Here is a 26,213-nt window from a genome sequence, read left to right as displayed (position 1 = left end):
GTCTGCTGCGCGTCATCTGAAATCTGCAGCTGATGCCGGATTCTGAATCCAATCCGGCACAAATCGCTTAGAATAATGTTTATGCATATTGATATATCCATCCCTGAACAATCACTGACATTGTTTGACGATGCAGGCGCATTGGTCAGCCGTTACCCGGTCTCGACTGCTGCCAACGGTGTCGGCTGCGTCAAAGACAGCGGTTGTACGCCCCTGGGCAGGCATATCATCCGCGCCAGGATCGGTGCTGATGCCCCTGAGAATACGGTATTTGTAGGGCGCAGGCCGACTGGCGAGATCTTTGCCCCTGAGCTGAAGACGCAGTTTCCTGAGCGGGACTGGATACTGACCCGCATTCTTTGGTTGAGTGGCAGCGAACCGGGCAAGAACCGGCTGGGCAATGTCGATACCATGCAGCGCTATATCTATATCCATGGCTCGCCCGACCAGACTGAATTTGGCGCGCCTGGCTCGCACGGTTGTGTGCGCATGCGCAATGCCGATCTGATCGCCTTGTTTGACCAGGTGCCGGCAGGCACTACCGTGAATATTCTGGACCAGGATGCAGATGGCCAGCAGGCAGACGATCAAGCCGATTACAGTCAGGCTGACGAAAAAATCCATAGTGAACACAACGCCAGCGGAACCCGGCGCAGCGAAATCCAGACCATCCCCAACGCAACAGCAGGCGGATGATCAGGCGAGTCACCACATTGCTGCCAGTGATCGCAGGGGTGCTTTGCCTGACCTTTGCCTTGTTACATATGGTGCCGGGTGACCCGGTCGATGTCATGCTGGGTGAATCTGCCAGTGCGGCAGACCGGCTGCTGCTAAAGGCCCAGCTTGGGCTGGACCAGCCCTTGCATGTGCAATTCGGCCAGTATGTGCTCAATCTGTTCAAAGGCGATTTCGGCGTCTCCATACACACGCAAACGCCGATCACGCAGCTGCTGGCACAGGCTTACCCTGCCACGCTGATACTGGCTGTCACTGCACTCAGCATAGGCTTGCTGATAGGCATCCCTTTGGGCATCTGGTCGGCGTTAAAAGCCGGGCACTGGCAGGATGTGATGGTGACCATGGTTAGTATACGCCTGGCCGCCATGCCTGCTTTCTGGCTGGGGCCGGTGCTGATGCTGGTGTTCGCCGTATGGCTGGGCTGGTTGCCGGTCAGCGGCATGGGCAGCCCGGCCGCCATCATACTGCCGGCACTGACACTAGGGCTGGGCTTAAGCGCCATCCTGACCCGTATGACACGCACCAGTCTGCTGGAAGTGCTGAACGAAGATTACATACGCACCGCGCGTGCCAAAGGTTTGAGCGAGCGGCAGGTGTTATTGCGGCATGCGCTACGCGCCGCACTGTTACCTATGGTCACCATCGTCGGCCTGCAAATGGGTAGCCTGCTGGCGGGGGCCGTGATCACAGAAACCATTTTCAGCTGGAACGGCATAGGCCGCCTGCTGGTGGATAGCATAGAAAAGCGCGATTACCCGGTGACTCAGGCCTGTGTGCTGGTGATCGCGCTGAGTTATGTGCTCATTAACCAGATGACCGATGTCGCCTACCGCTGGCTGGACCCGCGCACTAGAGGCGCACGATGAAAACCTTTTCATTAGCCACCCTGGCTTTCTGGCTGCTTGCCGTGCTGGTCGCGCATATCGCAGGTTCCAACCCCAACCACACTGATCTCGAATCTATTTTGCAATGGCCCAGTGCGCAACACTGGCTGGGTACTGATGATCTGGGCCGCGACATACTTGCACGCGTGATACGCGGCGTGGAAGTCTCTTTTCTGGTCACCGTCGTGGTCACGGCAGTGACCATGACCATAGGGATCAGCATAGGACTGATCGCCGGTTACAAAGGCGGCAAGCTCGATCAGGCATTGATGCAAGTGACCAGTATCTTTCTGGCTTTCCCCGGTATTTTGCTGGCGATCGCCTTTGCTGCGGTGTTGGGCGCCGGCATTAATAACCTGATCCTGGCTTTATGCCTCACCGGCTGGGTGACCTATGCGCGCTTGTCGCGTGGACAGACGCTGGCATTGCGTGAGCGCCTGCATGTGCTGGCGGCCGAATCGCTGGGTGCCAGCTCGCTGCGCGTCATGCTGCTGCATATATTGCCGCTGCTGATCTCCATTCTGCTGGTTGAAGCCGCCTATAGCATGGCCAGCGTGATGATCGCCGAAGCTTCACTGTCGTTTCTGGGCCTGGGTATACAGGCCCCGAATGCTTCCTGGGGTGCCATGTTGCGCGATGCGGTCAGGTTTATGCTGGTGGCGCCGCATTATGTGCTGAGCGTAGGTGTGTGCATGATGAGCCTGATCCTGGCCATCAACCTCGGTGGCGATGTGTTACGCGACAAGCTGGATGTGCGCAGTGAGACTAAACCATGACCCAGAGCCAGGGGATGAAAAAACAGTATCGCTATTACAACTTTATCATGGCGGCGTTTGCCGTTGTGCTGGTCTGTTCCAACATCATAGGCCCCGGCAAGATCACCGAGATCCAGGCACCTTTGCTCGGCTCGCTGACGTTTGGTGCCGGCATCATGTTTTTCCCTATCAGCTTTATTTTTGGTGATATCCTCACCGAAGTTTATGGCTACTCTGCCTCCAGGCGCGTCATCTGGACCGGGTTTGTGTGCCTGGCTTTTGCCAGCCTGATGGCCTGGGTGATCGTGGCCTTGCCACCGGCACCAGAGTGGCACGATCAGGCCGCCTATCAGTCTGTATTCGGCTCTACCGCCCGTATAGCCATTGCCTCGTTGCTCTCATTCGTGGCCGGGGAGTTTGTAAACTCGTTCGTGCTGGCCAAGATGAAGATACTCACCCGCGGGCGCTGGCTGTGGAGTCGTACCATAGGCTCTACGCTGTTTGGTGAAGCGGTAGATACGATCTTGTTTTTCCCGCTCGCATTTTATGGCTCTGGCGAGTTTCCAGATGCTATGATGCCGCAGATCGTGTTGGCGCAATTCGTGGCCAAAGTGCTGGTTGAAGTGGCTTTTACACCAGTCACATACAAAGCCGTTGCCTTTCTCAAGCGTGCAGAAAACGAAGACTATTACGACACGCATACGGACTTTAGCCCGTTTAAACTTTAACGCGGGATATAAACGCGGCTTATGCACTCCTACTTTTTATCCATATATTTTGCCTATCGGAACCCCATTGAACCAAATTAACTGGTACGAAAAAAACAAGACCCAAACCGCTGACTGGCAATCGGAGGCGGGCAACCCGCCGCCCAAAGCGCTGGTCATCGCTGACGATACCACCAAAGCGGATGAAGCCTATCGCCTGGCCTGCGAAGGCACTGCCTTGCTGTACCGCGGCGACTTTCAGAACGCCAAGCAACTATTGCAAGCCATCACGCGCAGGGTGGACCGTAAACCAGTCAAACCGGCGGCCACCATGCTGGAAAGCTTTCACCAGCACCGTGCGCGGCAGATCGGCCGGGCCAACATCACTAACAAAGTGCTGATAGAACTCAAATATGGTCAAGCTGAGTTACCGCGTGCACCAGATGTGAAAGCGGCAGTGCAGGGCGCGCTGATCATAGACGAGAAAAAAGACAAACTGCCTGCCAGGCTGGTGCTGTCACTGCGTGAGCTGTTAGGCATGGTAGGTGCGCATGAATGGCGTAAAAAAGGCGTGCCTATCCAGGCACTCAACGCGCATATCCACGCCCATTACGGGGTGTATTCGCCCGTGCGTGGCGAATATCTGGAACTGATAGACCAGGCGCCACTCAATAACCCGCAAGTGGCCTGGGATATAGGCACGGGTACGGGTGTCATTGCAGCGGTATTGGTCACCCGCGGCGTGAAGCAGGTGGTGGCGACCGAGACTAACCCACGGGCCCTGATCTGTGCCGGCGAAAACATACAGCGCCTGAATATGCAGAGTAATATCCAGCTGGAACAGGCAGATCTGTTTCCATCAGGTCAGGCGGATCTGATCGTCTGCAACCCGCCGTGGTTGCCTGCCAAAGCCAATACCACGATAGAGCAGGCGGTGTATGACCCGGATAGCCAGATGCTGAAAGGCTATTTAAAGGGCCTGAAAGCGCATTTGAACCCGGATGGCGAGGCGTGGCTGGTGATGTCTGATCTGGCAGAGCTGATAGGTTTGCGCAAGCCGGAGGAATTGCCGGGCTGGATAGCAGACGCCGGGCTGCAAGTGATAGCGAAGACAGATACACAGCCCAAGCACGGCAAGGCACAGGATAAGCAGGATCCGCTATTTGCGGCGCGCTCCAAAGAAGTGACCAGCCTTTATCGGTTAAAATCGGTTTAGTTTTTTAATAGGAAACGTTATGTCTTTAGGTCCCGTGATGCTGGATGTGGTCGGCAAAGAGTTAACTGACCAAGATATCCGCCGTTTGCAACATCCGCTAGTCGGTGGTGTGATCCTGTTTGCGCGTAACTTTGAAAGTGGCGAGCAGCTCAAGGCGCTCACCGCCAGCATCCATGCCGTGCGCCAGCCGCCCTTGCTGATCGCGGTGGATCACGAAGGCGGGCGCGTGCAACGCTTCCGTGAAGGGTTCACTAAGATCCCGCCCATGCGTGAGTTCGGGCATATCTGGGACAAGAACCCGCGCAAGGCGAAAGAGCTGGCGGTTGAGGCTGGCTATATCCTGGCGGCCGAGTTGCGCGCTCATGGCGTTGATTTCAGTTTTACCCCGGTGCTGGATATGGATTACGGCGATAGCCTGGTGATCGGTGACCGTGCCTTCCATCGCGACCCGCAGGCCATCAATGAGCTGGCATTCAGTCTGATGCAGGGCCTGAAAAAAGGGGGCATGGCGGCAGTGGGCAAGCATTTTCCCGGGCATGGCTTTGTGGTGGCCGATTCGCATGTCAGTATCCCTGTCGATGAGCGCGAGTTTGACCAGATCGCGCAAAACGATATGCAGCCTTTCCGCCAGATGATAGATGAAGGCCTGCACGCCATCATGCCAGCACACGTCATCTACCCTAAAGTCGATGAAAAACCGGCCGGCTTTTCGCCACGCTGGTTACAAAAAGTATTACGCGAGCGCCTGGGTTTTAACGGCGTGATCTTTAGCGACGATTTAAGCATGGAAGGCGCCACCGTGGCTGGCGATGTGACGGCACGTACGCTGGCGGCACTCAATGCCGGCTGCGATATGGTGTTGTTGTGCAATCGCCCGGATCTGGCGGACGAGTTGCTGCAAAACCTGACCTGGAGCATTTCAGCACAAACCATCGCGCGACTGGCACGTATGCACGGTGCGCACCACCCGGCGGATATGATCGCACTGCGTGAATCGGCGGATTATGTCGATGCTGTGAAGCGGGTCGCGCTGGTCGGCTTGAAGGAAGCAGATTTATTTGCCTGAGTACTTTCTAAACAGTTCAGGATAAAGTAAGCTCGGTGCTTAATAATAACTAATATTTTCAGACTCAATCATCGGTAATCGCTATGAAATGGATCGTATTAGGGGTATTTTTAGCATCTGTCAGCTATGTGCACTTTCGCGGCAAAGTGCGGCACCGTTTTTACCGGCAAATATTCGACCACTCCGGCATCGTTTCGCCGTTCAATGTGTTTCTATACCTGTTCTCCAAAGCACCGACCACGCCCTATGTGCAGGTCAGTGAATTCCCTGAATTGAAAGTCATCAGTGACCGCTGGCAGGATATCCTGAAAGAAGCGCTGCATGTACGCGACCAGGAGCGCATTGCAGCGGCCAAAAACAATAATGATGCCGGGTTCAACTCATTCTTTAAAACCGGCTGGAAGCGTTTTTATCTGAAATGGTATGACGCCGAACACCCTTCGGCCAGGCTTTACTGCCCGCAAACAGTGGCTTTGCTGCAGAGTATCCCCAGCGTTAAAGCCGCCATGTTCGCCGAGTTGCCGCCAGGTGCACACCTGAATCCGCATCGCGACCCCTATGCGGGCTCATTGCGCTATCACCTGGGGCTGACTACACCGAATAATGACCTGTGCTATATCAAGGTCGATGGCGAGGATTACAGCTGGCGCGACGGGCAGGCCATCATGTTTGACGAGACCTATATCCATGAAGCCTATAACAAAACCGATCAGACCCGCATCATCCTGTTTTGCGATATAGAGCGCCCCATGCGTTATGGCTGGGCACAGGCGGTGAACCGCTTTCTGGCAAACACCATAGTGACAGCCGCCAGTTCGCCTAACGAAGAGGGCGACCAGACCGGTGTCATCAATCGCCTGTTCCACTACGCCTGGGTAGTGGGTCAATACCGTAGACGTTTTAAACGCTGGAACAAAACGCTATACCAGGCCACACGTATAGCTCTGATCGCATTGGCCGTATATGCCATCTGGAAGATCTAGCATTTAGGGATAAATCAGCTAAAAGTGATGATTAAACTTGAAACTTTGTGCGTTTACCCTTATCTTAGTTGTTGAAAGTTAAAAGTAATAACGTTTTATTTGAGAGGAAGAAAATATTATGTCAGATATGCAAGTTTTAGGTCGTGAAGGCAGTTTATCCGATACGCAGAACCGCGTGTTGCGTAACACATACGCCTTGCTCGGCTTGAGCATGGTGCCTACCGTGATCGGTGCTTATGTCGGGCTGCAAATGAATTTCGGCTTTTTGGCAGCGCATCCGTTTATATTCGCGATCGGCTTTTTGGCCGTGATGTTCGGTATGTTCAAACTGATCTCCATCAACCAGAATAGCAGCATAGGTGTCTGGTTGTTGCTGGCCATGACGTTTGCCTTCGGTATCATGCTGGGCCCTATCCTCCAGTTCGCATTGCATTTGAGTAATGGTGCCGAGATCGTTGGTTTGGCTGCAGCCGGTACCGGCATCACCTTCCTGACTCTGGCTGGTATCGGTTCATCCCCGGCCCGTGATTTCAGCGGCATAGGCAAATTCCTGTTTATAGGTTTGATCCTGGCGATCGTCGCTGGTCTGGCAAATATGTATTTCCAGATCCCGGCATTGTCACTGGCTATTTCAGGCGTTTCTGTACTGATCTTCTCTGGCTACATCCTGTATGACGTGAACCAGATCGTACGTGGCGGCCAGACCAATTATGTGATGGCGACCCTGAGCCTGTACCTGGATGTTTATAACCTGTTCGTTAACTTGTTGAACATCTTGCTGGCTTTGCTGGGCAACCGCGATTAATCGATTCTCAGCCAGTTAAAACAACCCGCTCCGGCGGGTTTTTTTATGTCTACAACCATTTTGCGCATGCATTTATTTTTTAAGGCTGTTTGCAACCAGGCTGGTTTAATGCAACCAGAATAATGGATTGTAATGTTGTATTAAGAGTGCAAGTGCATGATTATATTGATAAAAAATATATAACTGACATGGTTTGATTTTTGCAATCCTCCTCCGCAATGGGGGAAGTGAAGTGATAAACAAAAAATTAAAATCTGCGTTGTTCCTGGCAGCTTATTCATGCGTGTCTACTGCTGCTGAAGTGAATGATGAGCCTGCAAATAACAATACAAAAGCGGCCGATTCAAATACCACGATCCAACTGGACGAGATCGAGATCAAGGCCAAGCGTAGCCGTATCATTACGCCTCTGCCAGGTGTGCCTATCGATAAAGCGACTGCCACGACCAATATTCAAAGCGCGACAGCCAAAGAGATAGAAGAGACAAAGGCGCTGAATATCACCGAGTTCATGAATGGCAATATGCAGTCAGTCACTATCAACGATTATGCCGGCAACCCGTTTCAGCAAGATTTGAATTTTCGCGGCTTTACTGCTTCGCCAGCCATAGGCACGCCGCAAGGTATTTCTGTGTATATGGATGGTGTTCGTATCAATGAGGCATTTGGCGAAGTAGTGAACTGGGATCTGATCCCCATGAATGCGATCTCCAGTCTTAATCTGATACCCGGTTCCAATCCATTATTTGGCTTGAATACGATAGGCGGGGCGTTGGCTATCAGAACAAAAGACGGCTTTTCAGATAACTTTCTTCGTACTCAGTATCTGACGGGCTCATGGGGCAGAGACCAATTCCAATTGTCTAATGGTTTCAATAATGGGCGCTTTGGCCTGTTTACAGCCTACAACCACTTTAAAGAGGATGGCTGGCGTGATAATTCACCGAGTAATGTTCGGCAATTGTTCAATAAGGCTACATTGCGTTTTGACAAGGCAGAACTCAATCTCACGCTGTTGAATGTCGATACCTCGCTGGTCGGCAATGGCATGATTCCTTTTGAAATGGCGGCGCAAGACAGAAGTCAGGTGTTCACTTCGCCAGATGCAGTCAAGAACTCATTGGAACACTATAACTTGAGTGGCAGCTGGTATGTCACCGATAACATTACTTTATCCGGCATGGCATATAAACGAAAAGTGGATCAGGCCGCAATCGGTGCTGATGTTTATGATGCTTACCGGGCGATGATCTCGGCCTGGGGTGATGATGTGAACGGTGATGGTGTGGTTGATGCTGGCAAAATCAACGGTATTTTCAATTATTCGAATCTTAATCAATCCAGCGATGGTTTTACCCTGCAGGCGGCATTTGATTTTGGCAAGCATCAACTGGTCACTGGTGTGTCTTTAGACCAGAATGAGGTCAGTTTCCAGCAGTCACAACGCCTGGGTCAAATAAGCGATAGCGACCACTCTACTACTATAGTCACAGACCCGGTATTTGGTAATTTTGGATTTTTCCCGGCCTATATGACTATTCTCAGAAATGACCTGGATGGCAGTAGCAAAACAAAAAGCTCTTTTGTGTTTGATACATGGTCACCGACTGATAATTTACATATCAGTTTAGGCGCAAGATTGAACTTGTCGAATGTTAAAAATACCTTGATTTCTGACACGGGTAAGGAGTTTTACAATTTCACCAATAATGACCTGACGCCTGCCAGGCAAAAGTGCCTGGTCCCTGGTGATGTGAGCCCGACGCGGGGCAGGTTCGCTTGTAGTAAAGGGGATTATGATTATCGCAGTTTCAACCCTTCGGCAGGTGTCACCTGGGAGATTAAAGAAAATCTTGCTACCTATGCCAACGTTAGCCGGGGTGCCAGAACACCAACCGTTATTGAGTTGGGCTGCGCCAATGACCCAACAAAAAGTAATGCACCCGGCAGTACAAATTACCAGTTCGGTTGTTCCATCCCCACTTCTTTATCATCAGATCCCTATTTAAAACAGATACGTTCTACAGCATATGAAACTGGTCTGCGTGGGGAGAATGGGCCATGGGACTGGAATGTGGGCTACTTCAGGACCGAGATCACGGATGATATCTTGTTTGTGCCACTGGGACGCAAGAATCGAGGCGTGTTCAATAACTTTGGCAGAACCATGCGCGAGGGGCTGGAATTTGGATTAAAAGGGGATTTTGATAAAGATAAATTCAGCCTGAATTACACATTTATGGCCGCCACTTTCGAGTCTTCTTCACGCATCATCAATGATGCCAATAGTACCAATGCACAAACTGTGGCCGGGAATGGTGCTCAAGCGTTTGTCGACGTTAAATCCGGCGACGATATTCCGGGCATGCCTAACCACATCATACAAGCCAACTGGAGCCACAGATTTACTGACAAATTCAATGCGACATTATCAATGGTCATGCATTCCTCAGCCTTTGTACGTGGCAACGAGAACAACGAACATCAGCCGCGCGCAGCCATTGGGACAGAGCGTTATAACTATATAGGCGATGGGTCTACATCAGGCTATGCAGTGTTTAATCTGCGCGCAAATTACAGATTCAGGCCCGGAGTGAATGGATTTTTAAAGCTGGATAACATTTTTGACCGGGAGTATGCGACAGCTGGTGCTTTAGGGCGCAATCCATTCAATGCCGCTGGCAATTTCCAAACCAACACTAACGCCTGGAATAACACCACCTTTATAGGCCCCGGGGCTCCAAGGGCATTATGGATAGGACTTTCACTGGACTGGGATTGGAAAAATAAAGCTTTTAAAGACTAGATTGTTTAGTTTCTGACATTAAGCCGATATCTCATATCGGCTTTTTTATTGGTGGCTTAAATTAACCAGTCTACGGTTCATATAAACCAAATTAATTGCAACTCATTAATGACAAGCTCCATTTTTTTGCTTGCTTACGTTCATTCACGTAAATATTTGTACGCTGATTCATAAAAAATTCATTGTAAACAATCAGTTAAATAATTCTTCTCCTGCTGTTATGTTCGCGGATTTTTCTTGGCATATCTTTTGCGAATCACTAGGCAACTGTCATAGCCTGTAATGGCATATAAAAATCTTCCGCTTATGGAGCAGTTACATCTCGTATCTGGAAACAGAGGGATGCCGGTAATTACTAATTAAATGCTGGAATTTTAAGGAGAATATGGATGAAGTTAAAAGTAGCGGTAATCGCAAGTTTATTGGCGTTTGGAGCAAGTGCTGCAAATGCAGGGCAGTTCGTATCACTGACCAATGGTAACGGCACTAATCTGTCATTAGCCAATGGTGGTTTGATCAATGGTGCCAACAGCTTAAATGCAGACAAGTTCTATATTGAGAATCTGGACTCGACAACCTATCTGGCTGGTTATGGATACAACTCAGAAAATGGTGTGGTTGCGACCTCTTTGAATTACAGGGCTTTTACGACCGGTTCACCGGCTAGCACGGTATTTGGAACGCTGACTTTGCTGGATTGGCGTGCAACGACGAATGTCACTTTATTGCCAGGTGTCGCTCAAGGAACCATCTTTGATTTTGTATACCGTGATAGCGTTGACGGCAAACTGGTTTTCGGTACGCGCTATTTGAACGTTGTTGATAACGATCAGGAAATCAATTACTTGTACCGTCAGGGTGCTGGTGCCAATCCATCTACGGCATGGGCATTTTTATCTGATTATGATCTGAGAATGTACCAGGCTGGTCAAACGATAGACCATTCTTATGACCCTTCTGTCAGTTTTACTGATGGCATCGTACGTCAAAAAGCGGATATCAGTGTGAGTGAAGGCAACCCTTGGTCTGGCTTGTATCTGGTGAAAACCGATGCGGTAAATTATGGCCTTGGTTCGAACGCGATCGGCTATTACCAGGCAGGTGAAGAAGGCCAGGCAGTCGTTGGTGGCTTCCTGAATGGTTATGTTGCTGTTGCAGCGGCAGCGGTACCTGAAGCTGACACTTATGCATTGATGCTGGCTGGTTTCGGCGTACTGGGCGTGACTGCACGTCGCCGCAAAAACAAGTAATAGTCAAAAGCTAAAACTACAAGCCATGAAAAAAAGAGCGGGAAGCAAATGCTATCCCGCCAGTTAAATTAACTTTTCAATTAGTGAGGAAATCATACAATGAATTCAACAATCTTAAAACAATCTTTGGCAGTGGTAGCATTATCATTTGCTGCATCCAGCGCGTATGCGGGTGCGTTCACAACTGTCCTGAATACAGGCGAGCGTACACCTGGTAGTACAAATAATGAGACTACCGATGCTTTTTTCATTAGTGGTCTTCCAACTTCCTGGACACAACTGAACAGCATCACATCTACTGTCTATTCTCCAACAAATGGAAATGCAGTAGGGTCTTTCATCGATACAGTATGGTTGGATAGCTCAACCAACTCTTATATCTTGGGCAGCTACTTCCAGCTTGATAACAACACCAATGGTATTACCGAGATCAACTCTATCGTACGTAGTGGCTTTGCTGACGTAGCATCAGTATCTGCAGCGTGGACGTTTGCTTCAGGTGTATATAGTGGTGCTGAAGATGGTTACCGCTTGCGTGATCCATCACGCTCTGACTATGTTCCAGGCACTTACAGCGCAACGACTGCTGCCAATGGTGGCTATCTGGATCTGGATAAGATCGCTATCCGTACAGATGTCAGCATAGGCGAAGATAACCCAAACAGTGGTTTGTATCTGCTGAGCGTCAGTGCTGATAACTTTAAATACTCATTGGTTTCAAATGCTGTACATATCGTTCAGGGCGCATCTACATCAGAAGGTGGCCGTATCCGTCAGGATATGTTCTTGAGCGGCTTTGCTGTGACTATGGTTCCTGAAGCTGAATCATACGCCATGATGATGGCTGGTCTGGCTCTGATCGGTACTATTGCTCGCCGTCGTAAATCTGCTTGATTTACTTTAAGCAGTGAAAAATAAACCCGCCATCGGCGGGTTTATTTTTTTGTTTATTCACTGTGTCTGCTTTAAGCCATGGCTGTTTAAGTTTTGCTTTTCTCAAGCCGCCGTTGTTTAAAGAAACTACTCAGCAGCGTTCCACACTCCTCAGCGCTCACGCCAGCCGTCACTGCACAATGATGATTGAGTCTGGGTTCTGCCATCAGGTCGATCACACTGCCGCAACAGCCGGTTTTGGCGTCGCTGGCACCATAGACCAGGCGGGCGATACGCGCATGCTGGATGGCGCCGCTGCACATGGCACAGGGTTCCAGCGTGACATACAGGGTGCAATCCACCAGGCGGTAGTTACCCAAATGGGTAGCCGCTTCACGCATGGCCTGGATCTCTGCATGTGCGGTGGGGTCGTTGAGACTGATGGGGGCGTTTCGGCCGCGGCCTATCACTGTTCCATTTTTAACAAGCACTGCACCCACCGGCACTTCACCCAGGCTGGCAGCTTCTTGTGCGAGCGCAATGGCCATGCGCATGTAATCCTGATCTTGCATGCGATTTATTTGCTGCTGGGTTTATCGGCCAGGCGGATCAGGATATATACCAGGCTCATGGTGAAAGCGCCTGCCAGCCAGATGCCTATCTCCTGATAGGTCGGTGTCGCGTCTTGCACGGGTAACACGATCAGTTTGCGCAGGAACATGACCAGGACCACTTCGACAAAGGTCTCTACCAGCAGTTTGTGGCCGCGCAGGTAGCGGATCTCGGCCGAGATCAATGCTGAGATAGACCACAGCAGCATCAGTGTGCCCAGTGCACGTAAAAAACCGTGCACCAGTGTGTTGGTCGAGGCGGCTTCCTTGACATCGATAAAGAATAGCCAGGTGAACATGATCACCGAGATGGCGAGTGCCAGGCCTATGATGATGTGGGCCAGGCCATTCAGCCATAACATGGCCTTGATGGCGATGCGGTTGAGCGGTTCGAATTCTTCTGGTAGTTGTTCTTGGGACATGGCGCTTCCATCAGACTATGCAGATGAAATGATAAATCATTTGCTCAGCAATTGCTCCAGTGTCAGTTGCGAGAGTTGTTTGATCAGCCACTGCATGGCTTTGCCCATGTCGGCCGGACGTTGCTGGCGCCAGGCGATGAAAGTCGGCGCCACTGGCTTGGGTTCAGCCACTTGTTTGATCAGCAGCAGGCCTTGATCGGCAGCCGATTGCGCCATTTGTCTGGGTAAATAGCCGATGGCGATGCCGGAGACCTGCGCCTGGAGTTTGGTGCGCATGTCGGGTACCGTGAGGGTGTCCTGGCCGGTGAGTATGCCGGAAGTGCGTGGCGGCAGGTTGCGTGAACTGTCGGCCGCGGCGACTACCCTGTGTTGCACGATATCATTCGCGTTCAGTGGCTCGGGCACGGCTGCCAGAGGGTGATGTGGCGCCATCGCGAACACAAACTCCAGTTGCCCGAGCAAATGCGTGCCAAAACCATTGCCAGGCGGCGAATCACCCGGTGCGCCTATAGAGATATCGGCACGATTGCTTTGCAGGGCATCCCAGCTGCCACCGTAAACTTCGCGCAAAAGTTTGACGCGGGTGCCAAAACCCTGCTGGTAGAACGATTGCAGCAGATCGAAGATAGCTGCAAAGTCAAACAGGTCGCTGATGGCGATGGTGATATCCGTTTCAACGCCGGTCGCTATTCTGCGCACCCGACACTCCAGCGTTTGCGCGGCATCCAGCAAATAACGGCCTTCTTTGAGCAACTCCGCACCGGCTTGCGTCAGGGTGGCGCGATGGCCGCTGCGGTCAAACAACTCTATGCCCAGATCCTCTTCCAGTTTGCGTACGGTGTAAGTCAATGCCGAAGGCACTCGGTACAAGGCTTCTGCCGCTGCCGCAAAGCTGCCTTTGCGGTCTATCATGTCTATGACTTCCAGCGCTTCCAGGCTGAGTTTGATGCTCATAAGTTCTTAATCAAAAAAATTGAATGACTGATGCAAAATGTTTTGCTATCAATCAGGTTAGTGTTTTTTTATCATACATTTAATCTTTCAAACGGAGTGAATAAATGTTGAACATTCGCCCTTCAAATACACGTGGTTACGCCAACCATGGCTGGCTGGAAAGCTTTCACAGTTTCTCTTTTTCCAGCTATTACGACCCAGAACATATGGGGTTTTCGGTGTTGCGCGTTATCAATGACGACAAAGTCGCCGCTGGCAAAGGCTTTGGCATGCATGGTCACCAGGATATGGAGATCATCACCTATATGCTGGAAGGCGAGTTGCGCCATACCGATAGCATGGGTAACGGCTCAGTCATACGCGCTGGCGATGTGCAGCGCATGACAGCGGGCACTGGTGTGCGGCATAGCGAGATGAATGCCTCTGATAAGACCACCGCGCATTTGTTGCAGATATGGATCACGCCTGCGACATTGAATCTGGCGCCGGGTTATGAGGAAAAAACCATTCCTGTCGCCAGCAAATTGAATCGCTGGGCATTGATCGCCTCTCCCGATGCATGGGATGGTTCATTAAAAGTACATCAGGATGTGACACTCTGTGCCACAGTGCTGGAAGCAGGCCACAGTTTGCCGCTGGAAGTCAGCGAAGGCCGTAGCGCCTATATGCATGTAGCGCGTGGCGAGGTGGAGATAGACGGCCAGCGCCTGGTGACTGGCGATGCGCTCAAGATAGACAGCGCGACCCGGCTGGAGATGCGCGCGCAGGCAGTGAGTGAAGTATTGTGGTTTGACCTGCCTGGCAATGCTGAATAAATTGCTATTAACGACTTTGCTATTATCGACTTTAATTGAGGGAGTACAAAAATGACACAAGTTTCTATCGTATATCACAGTGGTTATGGGCATACCGCAGAGCAGGCCAAAGCGGTGGCGCGCGGTGTAGAAAAGGTAGCCGGCGTCAGCCTGCATCTTTTGACAGTGGAACAGGCCCAGCAACAGTGGGATGTGCTAAAAGCCAGTGATGCCATTATTTTCGGCAGCCCGACTTATATGGGTTCTGCCGCCGCTGCTTTTAAGGCTTTTATGGAGGCCAGTTCGGAGAAATGGTATGTACGCGAGTGGCAGGATAAGATCGCTGCCGGTTTCACCACCTCTGCCAGCCAAAGCGGCGACAAGCTGAATACCCTGATACAGTTGGCGGTGTTTGCCGCACAGCATGGCATGATATGGGTAGGGCAAGACTTATTGCCGGGGAACAATAACAGCAAGGGCTCGGTCAACGATTTAAACCGTCTGGGCGGCTTTATGGGCGCAATGGCACAGGCCAATGCTGATCAGGGCCCTGAATTCGGCCCCATTCCAAGTGATCTGCTGACCGCCGAGCATTTGGGTGAGCGCGTTGCAGCTATCGCCAAACGATTTTCTGTCACTAAATAATGATCCAAAACCAATATCCAAAACCAATAAGGAGAAATAAATGAAAAAAGTATTCCTGGCCATCAGCATGCTGGCTGCCTCTCAGGCCTGGGCCGCCACTGAAACCTACAATATTGATGCCTCGCACAGTTTTGCCAACTTCAGTATCCGCCACGTGGTTGCCAAAACATCCGGCACTTTTAATGATGTGACCGGCGTGATCACGCTGGACCCGGCCAATTTGAATTCGGCGACAGTCAAGGCGACCATTAATGTCGCCAGTGTCAACACCGGTTTCGCCAAGCGCGATGAGCATATCAAGGCCGATAAATACCTGGATGTGGCCAAATACACCCAGATCCAGTTTGAAAGCACCAAGATCACTGCTTCCAACCAGAATCAGGCCATTTTGCAAGGTAAACTGACGATTCATGGCGTGACCAAACTGGTGGATATCCCGGTGCGCGTACTGGGCTACGGCGCTGACCCATGGGGCGGCCAGCGTGCCGGTTTTGAAGGCCATGTCACCTTGAAAGCGTCTGATTACGGCTATGGCTGGGCCACTGGTGCCAATGCGCCGGTAGGTGACGAGATCGAAGTCACCTTGCTGATCGAAGGCGTCAAAGCCAAATAGCGGTTATCGATACAAACAGATACGGATGCCTGGCATTGCTGTGCCACGCTCCGTATTGTCGTTTAAAAGTTTCTTGAAAATATAAACATGGAGAATGGTATGGCATTGGATTTATTTTCCCCGGCAAAGCTAGGTGCTATCAGCTTGAAGAATCGTGTCGTGATGGCACCGCTTACGCGCAATCGTGCAGGCGAGGGCGGTGTGCCACAAGCCATTAACGTGACCTATTACGAGCAGCGCGCCACAGCAGGCCTGATCATTACCGAAGCGACACCGATCACGCCTATGGCACATGGTTACCCGGCGTTGCCTGGCATTTATACTGACGCGCAGATCGCCGGCTGGAAAGAAGTGACTGATGCCGTGCATGCCCAGGGTGGCAAGATCGTGATCCAGTTATGGCATGTGGGGCGTATCTCGCACCCCAGCCTGCTGCCTAACCAGGCGCAACCGGTAGCGCCATCGGCGATCAAGCCGGCTGGCCAGGCTTTCACCTATCAGGGTCTGCAGGATTACGTCACCCCGCGCGCGCTGGAACTGGATGAGCTGCCCATCATCGTGCAAGACTACGTGCATGCCACGCGTTGCGCGATCGCCGCCGGCTTTGATGGGGTGGAAGTGCATGCCGCCAACGGTTACCTGCTGGACCAGTTTTTACGCGATGGCAGTAACCACAGGCAGGATGCCTATGGTGGCTCACTGGAAAACCGTGCGCGTTTGTTGCTGGAAGTGGTGCAGGCAGTGGTGGATACCATAGGTGCGGACAAGGTCGGCGTACGTATCTCGCCAGTCAACCCGTTTAACGATATGAAGGACAGCCAGCCACAGCAGACATTCAACTATGTCGCCCAGGCCTTGAACCAGTTCGACCTGGCTTATTTGCATGCGGTTGAAGGCGGCATTCATGGCGGTGGCGAGTCTGAGCCGTTTGATTTTGATGCGCTGCGTAAACAGTTTAAAAACGGCTACATCGCCAACCTGAGTTACGATAAAGCACGTGGCAATGCGGTGATCGCCAGCGGGCATGCCGATGCGGTCGCTTATGGCGTACCGTTTATCGCCAACCCTGACCTGGTGGCACGTTATGCCAAAGATGCCCCATTGAATGAAGCCGATTCTGCATCCTTCTATGGCGGCAACGAGCAGGGTTATACCGATTATCCGTTTTTAACCGCTTAGTTTTTTCCGGGTTTTTGCCGACCGGGCTTGTCGCTCACAGTGTGCGGGCGTAGAATTCGCGCAAAGCAAATTCAATTGAGCTGATGCTCTGTACACTGTGAGTTAATTTTCTGCATGTCCCAACCTGATTCAACCACCTCTAGCAATAAATTAGTTGTCGCCAACTGGAAGATGCATGGCAGCCTGGCGCTGAACCAGGCGTTGATACAAGGCTATCTGCAAGGCTTGCAATCGTTGCCGCAAACCGATGTCGTGGTCTGTGTGCCTTACCCGTATCTGCCTCAGGCGCAGTCATTGCTGTCGTCAACCAGGCTGGGTTGGGGTGCGCAGAACCTGGCCAAATTCGAGCAGGGTGCTTACACCGGCGAAGTCGGTGCCAGCATGTTGCAGGATTTTGGCGCGCACTATGTGATCATAGGCCATTCCGAGCGCAGCACCGCCTATTGTGAGTCGGATGAGAATATTGCTGAAAAAATGATGGTCGCCAAACGCCACGGCCTGACACCTATCCTGTGTGTAGGTGAAACCCTGCTGGAGCGCGAAGCCGGCGTGATGGAGCGGGTGGTCGGCAAGCAACTGGAAACCATTATCCGCCTGTTTGGTGGCGAGGCATTTGCCGGTGCTATCGTTTCTTACGAGCCGATCTGGGCGATAGGTACCGGCCTGGCTGCCACTGCAGAGCAGGCTGTCGCCATGCACCAGTTTATCCGTGACACGGTGGCAAGTGCCGATAAATCAGCCTCGGCCTCGTTAAAAATCCTTTACGGGGGCAGCGTAAATCCACAAAATGCGGTACAATTATTAAATCAGAAGGAAATAGATGGTGCGCTGGTCGGCCGTTGCTCATTAGATGTAGAGCAATTTATAAAAATATGTCAGGCCGTCCCTGTAAAATAGTACCTCTAGCTAAATAACAAAAGTGCCACAAGCGCAATTGTTATTCATTTATCGGATTAAAGGATTATGGAAAACGTCATTCTCGTCATTCATGTGTTGGCAGCTGCTTCAGTGATTGGCCTGGTCTTATTACAGCACGGCAAAGGCGCTGACATGGGTGCAGCGTTCGGAAGTGGTGCCTCAGGTAGTCTGTTTGGGGTTTCCGGCTCTTCCAATTTGCTCAGTAAGCTGACATCGATTTTTATTACAGTATTTTTTGCAACCAGTTTGACGCTGGCATTTATGTCCAGTCATAAAGCGGGTTCTGGCAGCGTGGTTAAATCCCCGTTGACACAACAGGCTCCGGCCAAAGGCGAAGCGGTTAAACCCGCTCAGCCGGTTGAAAATACACCCAAAGATATTCCAAACTAGTTTTTTTAAGCCGTCGTGGTGGAATTGGTAGACACGCTATCTTGAGGGGGTAGTGACGAAAGTTGTGCGAGTTCGAGTCTCGCCGACGGCACCAGTGACGTCATGTGTGATCTGGCTGTGATTGTGTTCTGATTGCAGGGTTGATGACATTTTAGCGGCGCTGGCTGTTTGGGATAGTTTGCTTGGGCGTGTTTCGTGTGTGCTTGTCAGGCCGTTTTGGTTTGCAGTGAAATGACTTGTTAACATGATCGATTAAGGCAAATCAGTGTTAGAAAATTATTTCCCGATTTTAATGTTTACCCTGGTGGGCTTGGGCGTTGGCCTGGGACCGCTTATCGCCGGTAAACTTGTCTCTCCGCACCGGCCTGATGCGGAAAAAAACTCTCCTTATGAATGCGGCTTTGAAGCGTTTGAAGATGCGCGTATGAAGTTTGACGTGCGCTACTACCTGGTTGCCATTCTGTTTATCCTGTTTGATCTCGAAATCGCGTTTCTCTTCCCCTGGGCTATCGTCATCCAGGAAATCGGTGCTGCCGGTTTCTGGGCCATGATGGTGTTCTTGTTTGTACTGGTGGTCGGCTTTATCTTCGAGTGGATGAAGGGTGCTCTGGAATGGGACTAGCTGTAATGAGACCAGGAAGAATACAGTTGATGGGAATGGGGTACATGCTATGAGCATTGAAGGCGTACTGGAAAAAGGCTTTGTCACCACCACCCTGGATACGGTGATCAATTACACGCGTACGGGTTCTTTATGGCCTATGACCTTCGGTCTGGCCTGTTGCGCGGTTGAAATGATGCATGCTGGTGCAGCGCGTTACGACCTGGACCGTTTCGGCATTGTTTTCCGCCCCAGCCCGCGTCAATCGGATGTCATGATAGTCGCCGGCACACTGGTGAACAAAATGGCCCCGGCCCTGCGTAAAGTCTATGACCAGATGGCAGAGCCACGCTGGGTGATCTCCATGGGTAGCTGTGCCAATGGTGGCGGCTATTACCATTACTCTTATGCGGTAGTACGCGGTTGTGACCGTATCGTGCCGGTCGATGTCTATGTGCCTGGTTGCCCGCCCACCGCCGAAGCACTGTTGTACGGCATCATCCAGCTGCAGAAAAAAATCAAACGTACCAATACCATCGCCAGAACCTGACGCCAACAAATAACCAGCCCAAGAAACCACACTATGTCCGCAAAACTAGAACATTTGTCCGCACAGCTCAAGTTAGCCCTGGGTGATGGCGTGGTAAAGCTGGAGCAGAAGCTGGGCGAGATCACGGTAGAAGTGCATGTGAAACACTTGCTGGCAGTGGCTGATAAATTGAAGACCCATGCCGAACTCAGGTTCGAGCAATTGATCGATCTGTGTGGGGTGGATTATTCCGATTATGCTGATGGCCGTTGGGAAGGCCCGCGCTTTGCCGTGGTGCTGCATCTTTTATCCGTTGGTTTGAACCAGCGTGTGCGCATACGCGCGTTTGCCACCGACGATGATTTTCCTGTTTTTCCTACCCTGGTCGATGTCTGGCCGGTGGCTAACTGGTTCGAGCGTGAAGCGTTTGACCTGTATGGCCTGATGTTTGAGAACCATCCAGATCTACGCCGCTTGCTGACAGACTACGGTTTTGTCGGCCATCCGTTCCGTAAAGATTTCCCCATGATAGGTAATGTGGAAATGCGTTATGACCCGGTGCAGCAGCGTGTGGTTTATCAACCAGTGTCTATAGATCCGCGTAACAATGTGCCGCGCCTGATTCGTGATGAAGGAAAGCATCATGGTTAATCGTTTAACCGTTGCATACCATCACAGTCATTCATTCTCTTTTCAAAGTTCTGCCTTTGCTTTGGCTGAATATTGCATGTTTGGGGCTTGCTAGCTATGGCAGAAATTAAGAATTACACCATGAACTTTGGCCCGCAGCACCCTGCGGCGCATGGTGTGTTGCGTTTGGTGCTGGAGCTGGATGGTGAGGTGATACAGCGTGCAGACCCGCATATAGGCTTGTTGCACCGGGCCACCGAAAAGTTGGCTGAGAACCGCACTTATCTGCAGAGCGTGCCTTATATGGACAGGCTGGATTATGTGTCCATGATGGCCAACGAGCATGCCTATGTGATGGCGATCGAAAAGATGCTGGGGCTGGCAGTGCCGGTACGCGCGCAGTATATCCGCGTCATGTTTGACGAGATCACCCGTATCCTCAATCACCTGTTATGGCTGGGTGCGCATGCGCTGGATGTAGGGGCGATGACCGTGTTCCTGTATGCCTTCCGTGAGCGTGAAGACCTGTTCGATGTCTATGAGGCCGTTTCTGGCGCGCGTATGCATGCGGCCTATTACCGCCCGGGTGGTGTTTACCGTGACCTGCCGGAAAAAATGCCGCAGCACGAGACCACCAAGTTCCGCAGTGCCGCCGAGATCAACAAACTGAATGAGAACCGCCAGGGTTCCATGCTTGATTTCATTGAAGATTTTTGCAACCGCTTTCCCACTTATGTCGATGAATACGAGACCCTGCTGACAGATAACCGTATCTGGAAGCAGCGTACGGTGGGCATAGGCGTGGTGACACCTGAGCGTGCGTTGGCGCTGGGGCTTACCGGCGCCATGCTGCGCGGTTCCGGCATCGCCTGGGATCTGCGCAAGAAACAGCCGTATGAAGTCTATGACAAAATGGATTTCGATATCCCGCTGGGCGTCAATGGCGACTGTTATGACCGCTACCTGGTGCGCGTGGAAGAAATGCGCCAGTCCAACCGCATCATCAAACAATGTATAGACTGGCTGCGCGTGAATCCCGGCCCTGTCATCACCGATGATAACAAAGTGGCGCCGCCTAACCGCGAAGGCATGAAAACCAATATGGAAGACTTGATCCACCACTTCAAGTTATTCACCGAAGGTTTCCACGTGCCGGTAGGCGAAGCCTATGCCGCGATAGAGCATCCAAAGGGTGAGTTCGGTATCTATATGGTTTCAGATGGTGCCAACAAGCCTTATCGCCTGAAGATACGGGCGCCGGGTTTTGCGCACCTGGCCGCGCTGGATGAGATGACCAGAGGGCATATGATCGCCGACCTGGTGGCTATCATTGGTACACAGGATATCGTGTTCGGTGAGATCGATAGATAACCGGATAGACGTGACAGCCCCAGATCGAAAAGAGATTAAGGTACAAGCATGTTAAGTGCAGAAGCTATAGAGAAAATAGAGTACGAACTGTCCAAGTATCCTAAAGACAGGCGCCAGGCGGCAGTGATGTCAGCCTTGCGTATTGTGCAGATGGAACGCGGCTGGTTATCCAAGGAAAGCATCACCGAAGTGGCGAAGTACCTGCGCATCCCGGAGATCGCCGCCCTGGAAGTGGCCACTTTCTACAATATGTATGATCTGGAGCCGGTAGGCGAGCACAAGATCACTATCTGTACCAATATATCCTGCATGCTGCGCGGCTCGGATGAGATCGTTGAACACCTGCAACATAAACTCGGTGTCGGCTTTAATCAGGTCACCGCCGACGGCAAATTCTGTCTGAAAGAGGGCGAGTGCATGGGTTGTTGTGGCGGTGCACCCTTGCTGCATGTCAACAATAGCCAGATGCATGAATTTTTGACCACTGAAAAAGTGGATGCGCTCATCAATGAGCTGAATAAGGGCTGAAGGAAGCGTGAATGGCAAATACTTCAACTAACCCAATCAAGCAGACACCAGTCAAGCAGGCAGCAGTGGTGAAAACCGAACTGGCCGGGCAAACGCTGGTCACCTTGCGCACACTGACTGAAGAAAACCCGGCTTCACTGGCCACGTATGAAAAGCTGGGCGGTTATGTGCAGCTCAAACGGCTGGTGGCAGAAAAAACCAAGGCCCCGGAAATCATCAGTCAGATCAAAGTCTCCAACTTGCGCGGACGCGGTGGTGCGGGTTTCCCCACCGGCCTCAAGTGGAGCTTTATGCCACGTTATTACGATGGCACCAAATACCTGGTCTGTAATACCGATGAAGGCGAACCCGGCACCTTTAAAGACCGCGACATCATCCGCTATAACCCGCACCAGCTGATAGAAGGCATGGCGATCGCCGCCTATACCCTGGGCGCACGCGTAGGTTACAACTATATACACGGTGAGATCTGGCAGGATTACGAGATTTTTGAAGCCGCACTGGCAGAAGCACGCGAAGCGGGCTACCTCGGTGAAAACCTGTTCGGCAGCAGTTTCAGTTTTGATCTGTATGCCGTGCACGGCTACGGCGCCTATATCTGTGGTGAAGAGACCGCGCTGATCGAATCGATAGAAGGCAAAAAAGGCCAGCCGCGTTTCAAGCCGCCATTCCCCGCCAGTTATGGTGTGTTTGGCAAGCCGACCAATGTCAACAATACCGAGAGCTATACCTCTATCCCGTGGATCATGCAGCACGGCGGCCAGGCGTTTGCCGACCTCGGCGTGCCTAACTCTGGTGGCAGCAAGTTATTCTCGGTATCAGGCCATGTTGAAAAACCTGGCAACTATGAGATCAAAATGGGCACGCCTTTTAAAGAGCTGCTCGAAATGGCAGGCGGTATCTGGAAAGACCGTCAACTGAAGGCAGTCATTCCTGGCGGACCTTCTACTGCGGTGATGCCAGCCAGCGCCATTGAAAATGCCACCATGGATTACGACGGCCTGAGCAAAGCCGGTTCCAGCCTGGGAGCGGGTTCCATGATAGTCATGGATGAAACCACCTGCATGGTGAAAACACTCAAGCGCCTGAGCTATTTCTTTTATGAAGAAAGTTGTGGCCAGTGTACGCCATGCCGTGAAGGTACCGGCTGGGTCTACCGCATCATTGAGCGTATCGTGGATGGCAAAGGCAAGATGGAAGACCTGGACCTGCTGACCGATCTGAGCAACAACATTTCCGGCCGCACCATTTGTGCGTTGGGAGATGCAGCGGCAACGCCGGTGCTGAGCTTTATCAAGCATTTCCGCCCGGAGTTTGAGTACTACATACAGCATGGTAAATCCATGATTGACGGTCGTTAAATGGCTGCGCGTGCGAATGACTGCGTTGCGCGGTGCTCGAAATCCTCATGTACATCAGTACATTGCGGTTTCTGCGTGCCGTGCGCCTTGTCCTTCACCCGCTCGCTCATTTAACAATATGTTTTGTAACGAATAATACAGTGCTGGAACTATGCTAAATATCGAAATTGATGGCAAACCACTAGAGGTCGAACACGGCAGCACCATTATTGATGCTGCGGATGCGGTAGGCATTGCCATCCCGCGTTTCTGCTATCACAAAAAGCTGTCGGTGGCCGCCAACTGCCGCATGTGCCTGGTACAGGTGGAAAAATTCAATAAGCCATTGCCTGCCTGCGCGACGCCAGTGGCAGATGGCATGAAGATCTACACCCGTAGCAAAGCCTCGGTCGAAGCACAAAAGAGCGTGATGGAGTTCTTGCTGATCAACCACCCGCTGGATTGCCCTATCTGTGACCAGGGTGGCGAGTGTGATCTGCAGGATATCGCGGTGGCTTACGGCGCTTCAGGTTCACGTTACACCGAAGAGAAACGCGTAGTCTTCAACAAAAACATAGGCCCGCTGGTCAGCACCGATATGACGCGCTGCATCCAGTGTACCCGTTGCGTGCGCTTCCTCAAGGAAGTCGGTGGCATGCAGGAGCTGGGTCTGGTCGGCCGTGGTGAACATGCCGAGATCACCGCTTATGTCGATCAATCAGTCAACTCCGAACTTAGTGGCAACATCATTGACCTGTGCCCGGTAGGCGCACTGACCAGCAAGCCGTTCCGTTATTCAGCGCGTAGCTGGGAACTGGTGCGCAGGCCTTCTATCGCCCCGCATGACGGCCTGGGTTCACATGTTGAAGTGCACGTTAAAGACAACAAAGTCATGCGCATACTGCCGCGTGAAAAAGAATCTATCAATGAATGCTGGCTGTCTGACCGCGACCGCTTCTCCTATGAAGGCCTGAACAGCCCGGATCGCCTGAAAGTGCCTATGATCAAGCACAACGGGCAGTGGCAGGAGACAGACTGGAAAACCGCGCTGGAATTCGCCGCCGGCCAGCTCAAGGACATCACCAAGCAATATGGTGGTGATGCGCTGGGAGTACTGGTTTCACCTAACAGCACCATGGAAGAGGGCTACCTGATCAAGCAACTGGCCGATGGCCTCGCTTGTGGCAACGTCGATTACCGCCTGCGCCAGACTGACTTCCGCCTGGATGGCAAGCGCACAGGTACACCATGGATGGGCTGCAATATCCAGGAGATCGAAGAGCTGGACCGCATCCTGCTGATAGGCTCCAATATCCGTAACGAACACCCGCTGCTGGCACAGCGCATCCGCAAGGCGGTGGCCAATGGCGCCGAGCTGAGCATAGTCAGCCCGCTGGACAATGATCCGCTGATGGATATCGCCCACAAAGTGATCGTGCGTCCTAATGATATGGTGAACGTGCTCGGGCAGATCCTCAAAGGCATGTCCGGCCTGCAAAAGTTGTCGCTGTGCCTGCCGCCGACACTGAACAAGTTACTCGAAGAGATACAGGTACGTCCGAACACGCAAAAGATCGCGGAAAGCCTGGCCGGTATCCGCGAAGACCTGATCCTGATCGCGCCTAAAGTCGGCATCTTCCTCGGTAATATGGCGCTCAGCGACCCGCGCTTTACCGAAATGTACAGCATGGCAGAAGCGATAGGCGGTATCAGTGGTGCCAAGGGCGGTATCCTGCCGCCGGCGGCCAACAGCACCGGCATGCACATGATAGGCGTGATGCCTGGCGCCACCGGCATGCATGCACGCGCCATGCTGGAAGTGCCACGCAAGGCCTACCTGTTATTGAATATCGAACCTGAACTGGATTGCCAGCACGCGGCATTGGCGAATGAGGCCATGGCAAAAGCGGAGTGCGTGGTAGCGTTGACCGCCTACAAGTCTACCGCTCTGGAAAACGCCGATATCCTGTTGCCTATCGCGCCGTTCACCGAGACCTCGGGTACTTTTATGAGCATGGAAGGCCGGGTACAAAGCTTCCAGGCAGTGACGCGTCCTTTAGGCGAGTGCCGCCCGGGCTGGAAAGTGTTACGTGTGCTGGCCAATACCCTGGGCCTGCCAGGGTTTGACTACAACAGTTCAGAAGAAGTGAAAAATGCCGTCTTCAATGGCGAGAAGCCTTCGGCCGTGGTCTGGCGTAGTCTGAACAATAACCTGAAAGAGCTGGTTGAAATCCAGGTCAATATCAAGAAACTGGGTCTGCAGCGCATAGGTGAAGTGCCGCAATACGAGTCTGACCCTATCGTACGTCGTTCAGCACCGTTGCAGAAAACCAAATACAACATCCGCCCTATGGCACGCATGCATGGTGAGCAGCTGGCCGAGCTGGGCTTGCAGGATGGCGACATCGTGGTGGCGCGTCAGGATAAGGGCAGCGCGGTATTGAAGGTGCGCCTGGATAACCATGTGGCCAAAGGTTGCGTACGCGTGGCCGCAGCACACCCGCTGACCGTGGGCCTGGGTGACCTGATGGGTGATATCACCATAGAAAAAGCAGCCGCCGAGCAGGTGGTGATCTACGAAAAACAACTGACCGAGATGGCATAA

General features: G+C 52.0%; 26 protein-coding genes, 1 tRNA gene and 1 pseudogene. 25 read left to right on the top strand and 3 right to left on the bottom strand.

From position 1 onward, the window contains the following. Window positions 1–81: 81 nt before the first annotated feature. From ACT6RZ_RS05520 to ACT6RZ_RS05470, 11 genes and pseudogenes are all read left to right on the top strand, one after another. Window positions 82–558: pseudogene (locus tag ACT6RZ_RS05520) on the top strand (L,D-transpeptidase family protein); the annotation flags it as partial. A 134-nt stretch (window positions 559–692) separates the two neighbouring features. After that, entirely contained in the window at window positions 693–1,604 is a 912-nt protein-coding gene (gene nikB, locus ACT6RZ_RS05515; protein WP_444701173.1) for a nickel ABC transporter permease, read from the top strand. Continuing rightward, entirely contained in the window at window positions 1,601–2,398 is a 798-nt protein-coding gene (locus ACT6RZ_RS05510) for an ABC transporter permease (protein ID WP_444701172.1), read from the top strand. Before nikB ends, ACT6RZ_RS05510 begins: the two co-directional genes overlap by 4 nt. Before the next feature lie 14 nt (window positions 2,399–2,412). Continuing rightward, window positions 2,413–3,105, top strand: coding sequence for a queuosine precursor transporter (locus ACT6RZ_RS05505; protein ID WP_444701330.1), 693 nt, complete (start codon window positions 2,413–2,415; stop codon window positions 3,103–3,105). A 67-nt stretch (window positions 3,106–3,172) separates the two neighbouring features. Further along, complete coding sequence (locus ACT6RZ_RS05500; RefSeq protein WP_444701171.1) at window positions 3,173–4,300, top strand: methyltransferase; 1,128 nt, start codon at window positions 3,173–3,175, stop codon at window positions 4,298–4,300. Between the two features lie 19 nt (window positions 4,301–4,319). Beyond that, the gene (nagZ, locus tag ACT6RZ_RS05495) at window positions 4,320–5,366 is read left to right on the top strand and encodes a beta-N-acetylhexosaminidase (protein WP_444701170.1); all 1,047 of its coding nucleotides are present in this window, start codon (window positions 4,320–4,322) and stop codon (window positions 5,364–5,366) included. Between the two features lie 83 nt (window positions 5,367–5,449). Next, entirely contained in the window at window positions 5,450–6,349 is a 900-nt protein-coding gene (locus tag ACT6RZ_RS05490) for an aspartyl/asparaginyl beta-hydroxylase domain-containing protein (protein WP_444701169.1), read from the top strand. Between the two features lie 118 nt (window positions 6,350–6,467). Next, complete coding sequence (locus ACT6RZ_RS05485) at window positions 6,468–7,154, top strand: Bax inhibitor-1 family protein (protein WP_444701168.1); 687 nt, start codon at window positions 6,468–6,470, stop codon at window positions 7,152–7,154. A 193-nt stretch (window positions 7,155–7,347) separates the two neighbouring features. Next, on the top strand, window positions 7,348–9,960 hold the full coding sequence (locus tag ACT6RZ_RS05480) for a TonB-dependent receptor (protein ID WP_444701167.1): 2,613 nt from the start codon (window positions 7,348–7,350) through the stop codon (window positions 9,958–9,960). 389 nt (window positions 9,961–10,349) lie between these two features. Continuing rightward, window positions 10,350–11,210 (top strand): PEP-CTERM sorting domain-containing protein, encoded by an 861-nt coding sequence (locus ACT6RZ_RS05475; protein ID WP_444701166.1) that lies wholly within the window; start codon window positions 10,350–10,352, stop codon window positions 11,208–11,210. Window positions 11,211–11,309: 99 nt separating this feature from the next. Next, the gene (locus tag ACT6RZ_RS05470) at window positions 11,310–12,104 is read left to right on the top strand and encodes a PEP-CTERM sorting domain-containing protein (protein ID WP_444701165.1); all 795 of its coding nucleotides are present in this window, start codon (window positions 11,310–11,312) and stop codon (window positions 12,102–12,104) included. Window positions 12,105–12,190: 86 nt separating this feature from the next. On the opposite strand, the gene tadA is transcribed toward ACT6RZ_RS05470, so the two are convergent. The 3 genes from tadA to ACT6RZ_RS05455 are packed head-to-tail and all read right to left on the bottom strand — an operon-like array spanning window position 12,191 to window position 14,070. Further along, window positions 12,191–12,655 (bottom strand): tRNA adenosine(34) deaminase TadA, encoded by a 465-nt coding sequence (tadA, locus tag ACT6RZ_RS05465; protein WP_444701164.1) that lies wholly within the window; start codon window positions 12,653–12,655, stop codon window positions 12,191–12,193. 5 nt (window positions 12,656–12,660) lie between these two features. Further along, a complete protein-coding gene (locus tag ACT6RZ_RS05460; RefSeq protein WP_442586854.1) occupies window positions 12,661–13,116 on the bottom strand; it encodes a phosphate-starvation-inducible PsiE family protein in 456 nt (151 codons plus the stop codon). Between the two features lie 36 nt (window positions 13,117–13,152). Then, window positions 13,153–14,070 carry a LysR family transcriptional regulator gene (locus tag ACT6RZ_RS05455; RefSeq protein ID WP_444701163.1) on the bottom strand — a complete coding sequence of 306 codons (918 nt, stop codon included), beginning with the start codon at window positions 14,068–14,070 and terminating at the stop codon, window positions 13,153–13,155. Between the two features lie 104 nt (window positions 14,071–14,174). Between ACT6RZ_RS05455 and ACT6RZ_RS05450 the strand changes: the two genes are divergently transcribed. The 14 genes from ACT6RZ_RS05450 (at window position 14,175) to nuoG (ending at window position 26,213) form a co-directional block, all read left to right on the top strand. After that, window positions 14,175–14,885: a pirin family protein gene (locus ACT6RZ_RS05450; protein WP_444701162.1), complete on the top strand. Its 711-nt coding sequence runs from the start codon at window positions 14,175–14,177 to the stop codon at window positions 14,883–14,885. A 51-nt stretch (window positions 14,886–14,936) separates the two neighbouring features. Continuing rightward, entirely contained in the window at window positions 14,937–15,509 is a 573-nt protein-coding gene (locus ACT6RZ_RS05445; protein WP_444701161.1) for a flavodoxin family protein, read from the top strand. Between the two features lie 40 nt (window positions 15,510–15,549). After that, complete coding sequence (locus ACT6RZ_RS05440) at window positions 15,550–16,122, top strand: YceI family protein (RefSeq protein ID WP_444701160.1); 573 nt, start codon at window positions 15,550–15,552, stop codon at window positions 16,120–16,122. A gap of 99 nt (window positions 16,123–16,221) precedes the next feature. Beyond that, the gene (locus ACT6RZ_RS05435) at window positions 16,222–17,301 is read left to right on the top strand and encodes an alkene reductase (RefSeq protein ID WP_444701159.1); all 1,080 of its coding nucleotides are present in this window, start codon (window positions 16,222–16,224) and stop codon (window positions 17,299–17,301) included. A gap of 114 nt (window positions 17,302–17,415) precedes the next feature. Continuing rightward, on the top strand, window positions 17,416–18,198 hold the full coding sequence (gene tpiA, locus ACT6RZ_RS05430; RefSeq protein WP_444701158.1) for a triose-phosphate isomerase: 783 nt from the start codon (window positions 17,416–17,418) through the stop codon (window positions 18,196–18,198). A 66-nt stretch (window positions 18,199–18,264) separates the two neighbouring features. Continuing rightward, window positions 18,265–18,609, top strand: coding sequence for a preprotein translocase subunit SecG (gene secG / locus ACT6RZ_RS05425; protein ID WP_444701157.1), 345 nt, complete (start codon window positions 18,265–18,267; stop codon window positions 18,607–18,609). A 9-nt stretch (window positions 18,610–18,618) separates the two neighbouring features. Then, window positions 18,619–18,703: transfer RNA gene (locus ACT6RZ_RS05420), tRNA-Leu, on the top strand. Between the two features lie 171 nt (window positions 18,704–18,874). Continuing rightward, complete coding sequence (locus ACT6RZ_RS05415) at window positions 18,875–19,231, top strand: NADH-quinone oxidoreductase subunit A (RefSeq protein WP_444701156.1); 357 nt, start codon at window positions 18,875–18,877, stop codon at window positions 19,229–19,231. Between the two features lie 49 nt (window positions 19,232–19,280). Then, window positions 19,281–19,760 carry a NuoB/complex I 20 kDa subunit family protein gene (locus ACT6RZ_RS05410; RefSeq protein ID WP_055825969.1) on the top strand — a complete coding sequence of 160 codons (480 nt, stop codon included), beginning with the start codon at window positions 19,281–19,283 and terminating at the stop codon, window positions 19,758–19,760. A gap of 33 nt (window positions 19,761–19,793) precedes the next feature. Then, window positions 19,794–20,390, top strand: coding sequence for an NADH-quinone oxidoreductase subunit C (locus tag ACT6RZ_RS05405; protein WP_379056355.1), 597 nt, complete (start codon window positions 19,794–19,796; stop codon window positions 20,388–20,390). 96 nt (window positions 20,391–20,486) lie between these two features. Then, complete coding sequence (locus ACT6RZ_RS05400; protein WP_444701155.1) at window positions 20,487–21,740, top strand: NADH-quinone oxidoreductase subunit D; 1,254 nt, start codon at window positions 20,487–20,489, stop codon at window positions 21,738–21,740. 48 nt (window positions 21,741–21,788) lie between these two features. Continuing rightward, the gene (gene nuoE / locus ACT6RZ_RS05395; protein WP_444701154.1) at window positions 21,789–22,268 is read left to right on the top strand and encodes an NADH-quinone oxidoreductase subunit NuoE; all 480 of its coding nucleotides are present in this window, start codon (window positions 21,789–21,791) and stop codon (window positions 22,266–22,268) included. Between the two features lie 11 nt (window positions 22,269–22,279). Beyond that, entirely contained in the window at window positions 22,280–23,629 is a 1,350-nt protein-coding gene (gene nuoF, locus ACT6RZ_RS05390; protein ID WP_444701153.1) for an NADH-quinone oxidoreductase subunit NuoF, read from the top strand. Between the two features lie 151 nt (window positions 23,630–23,780). After that, window positions 23,781–26,213, top strand: coding sequence for an NADH-quinone oxidoreductase subunit NuoG (gene nuoG, locus ACT6RZ_RS05385; protein WP_444701152.1), 2,433 nt, complete (start codon window positions 23,781–23,783; stop codon window positions 26,211–26,213).

Origin of the sequence: Methylophilus sp., assembly GCF_052437885.1 — a bacterium.
In the GTDB taxonomy this organism is placed as follows: domain Bacteria; phylum Pseudomonadota; class Gammaproteobacteria; order Burkholderiales; family Methylophilaceae; genus Methylophilus.
The sequence above is the reverse complement of the archived record's forward strand: the minus strand, read 5'-3'. Positions and strand labels throughout refer to the sequence as shown.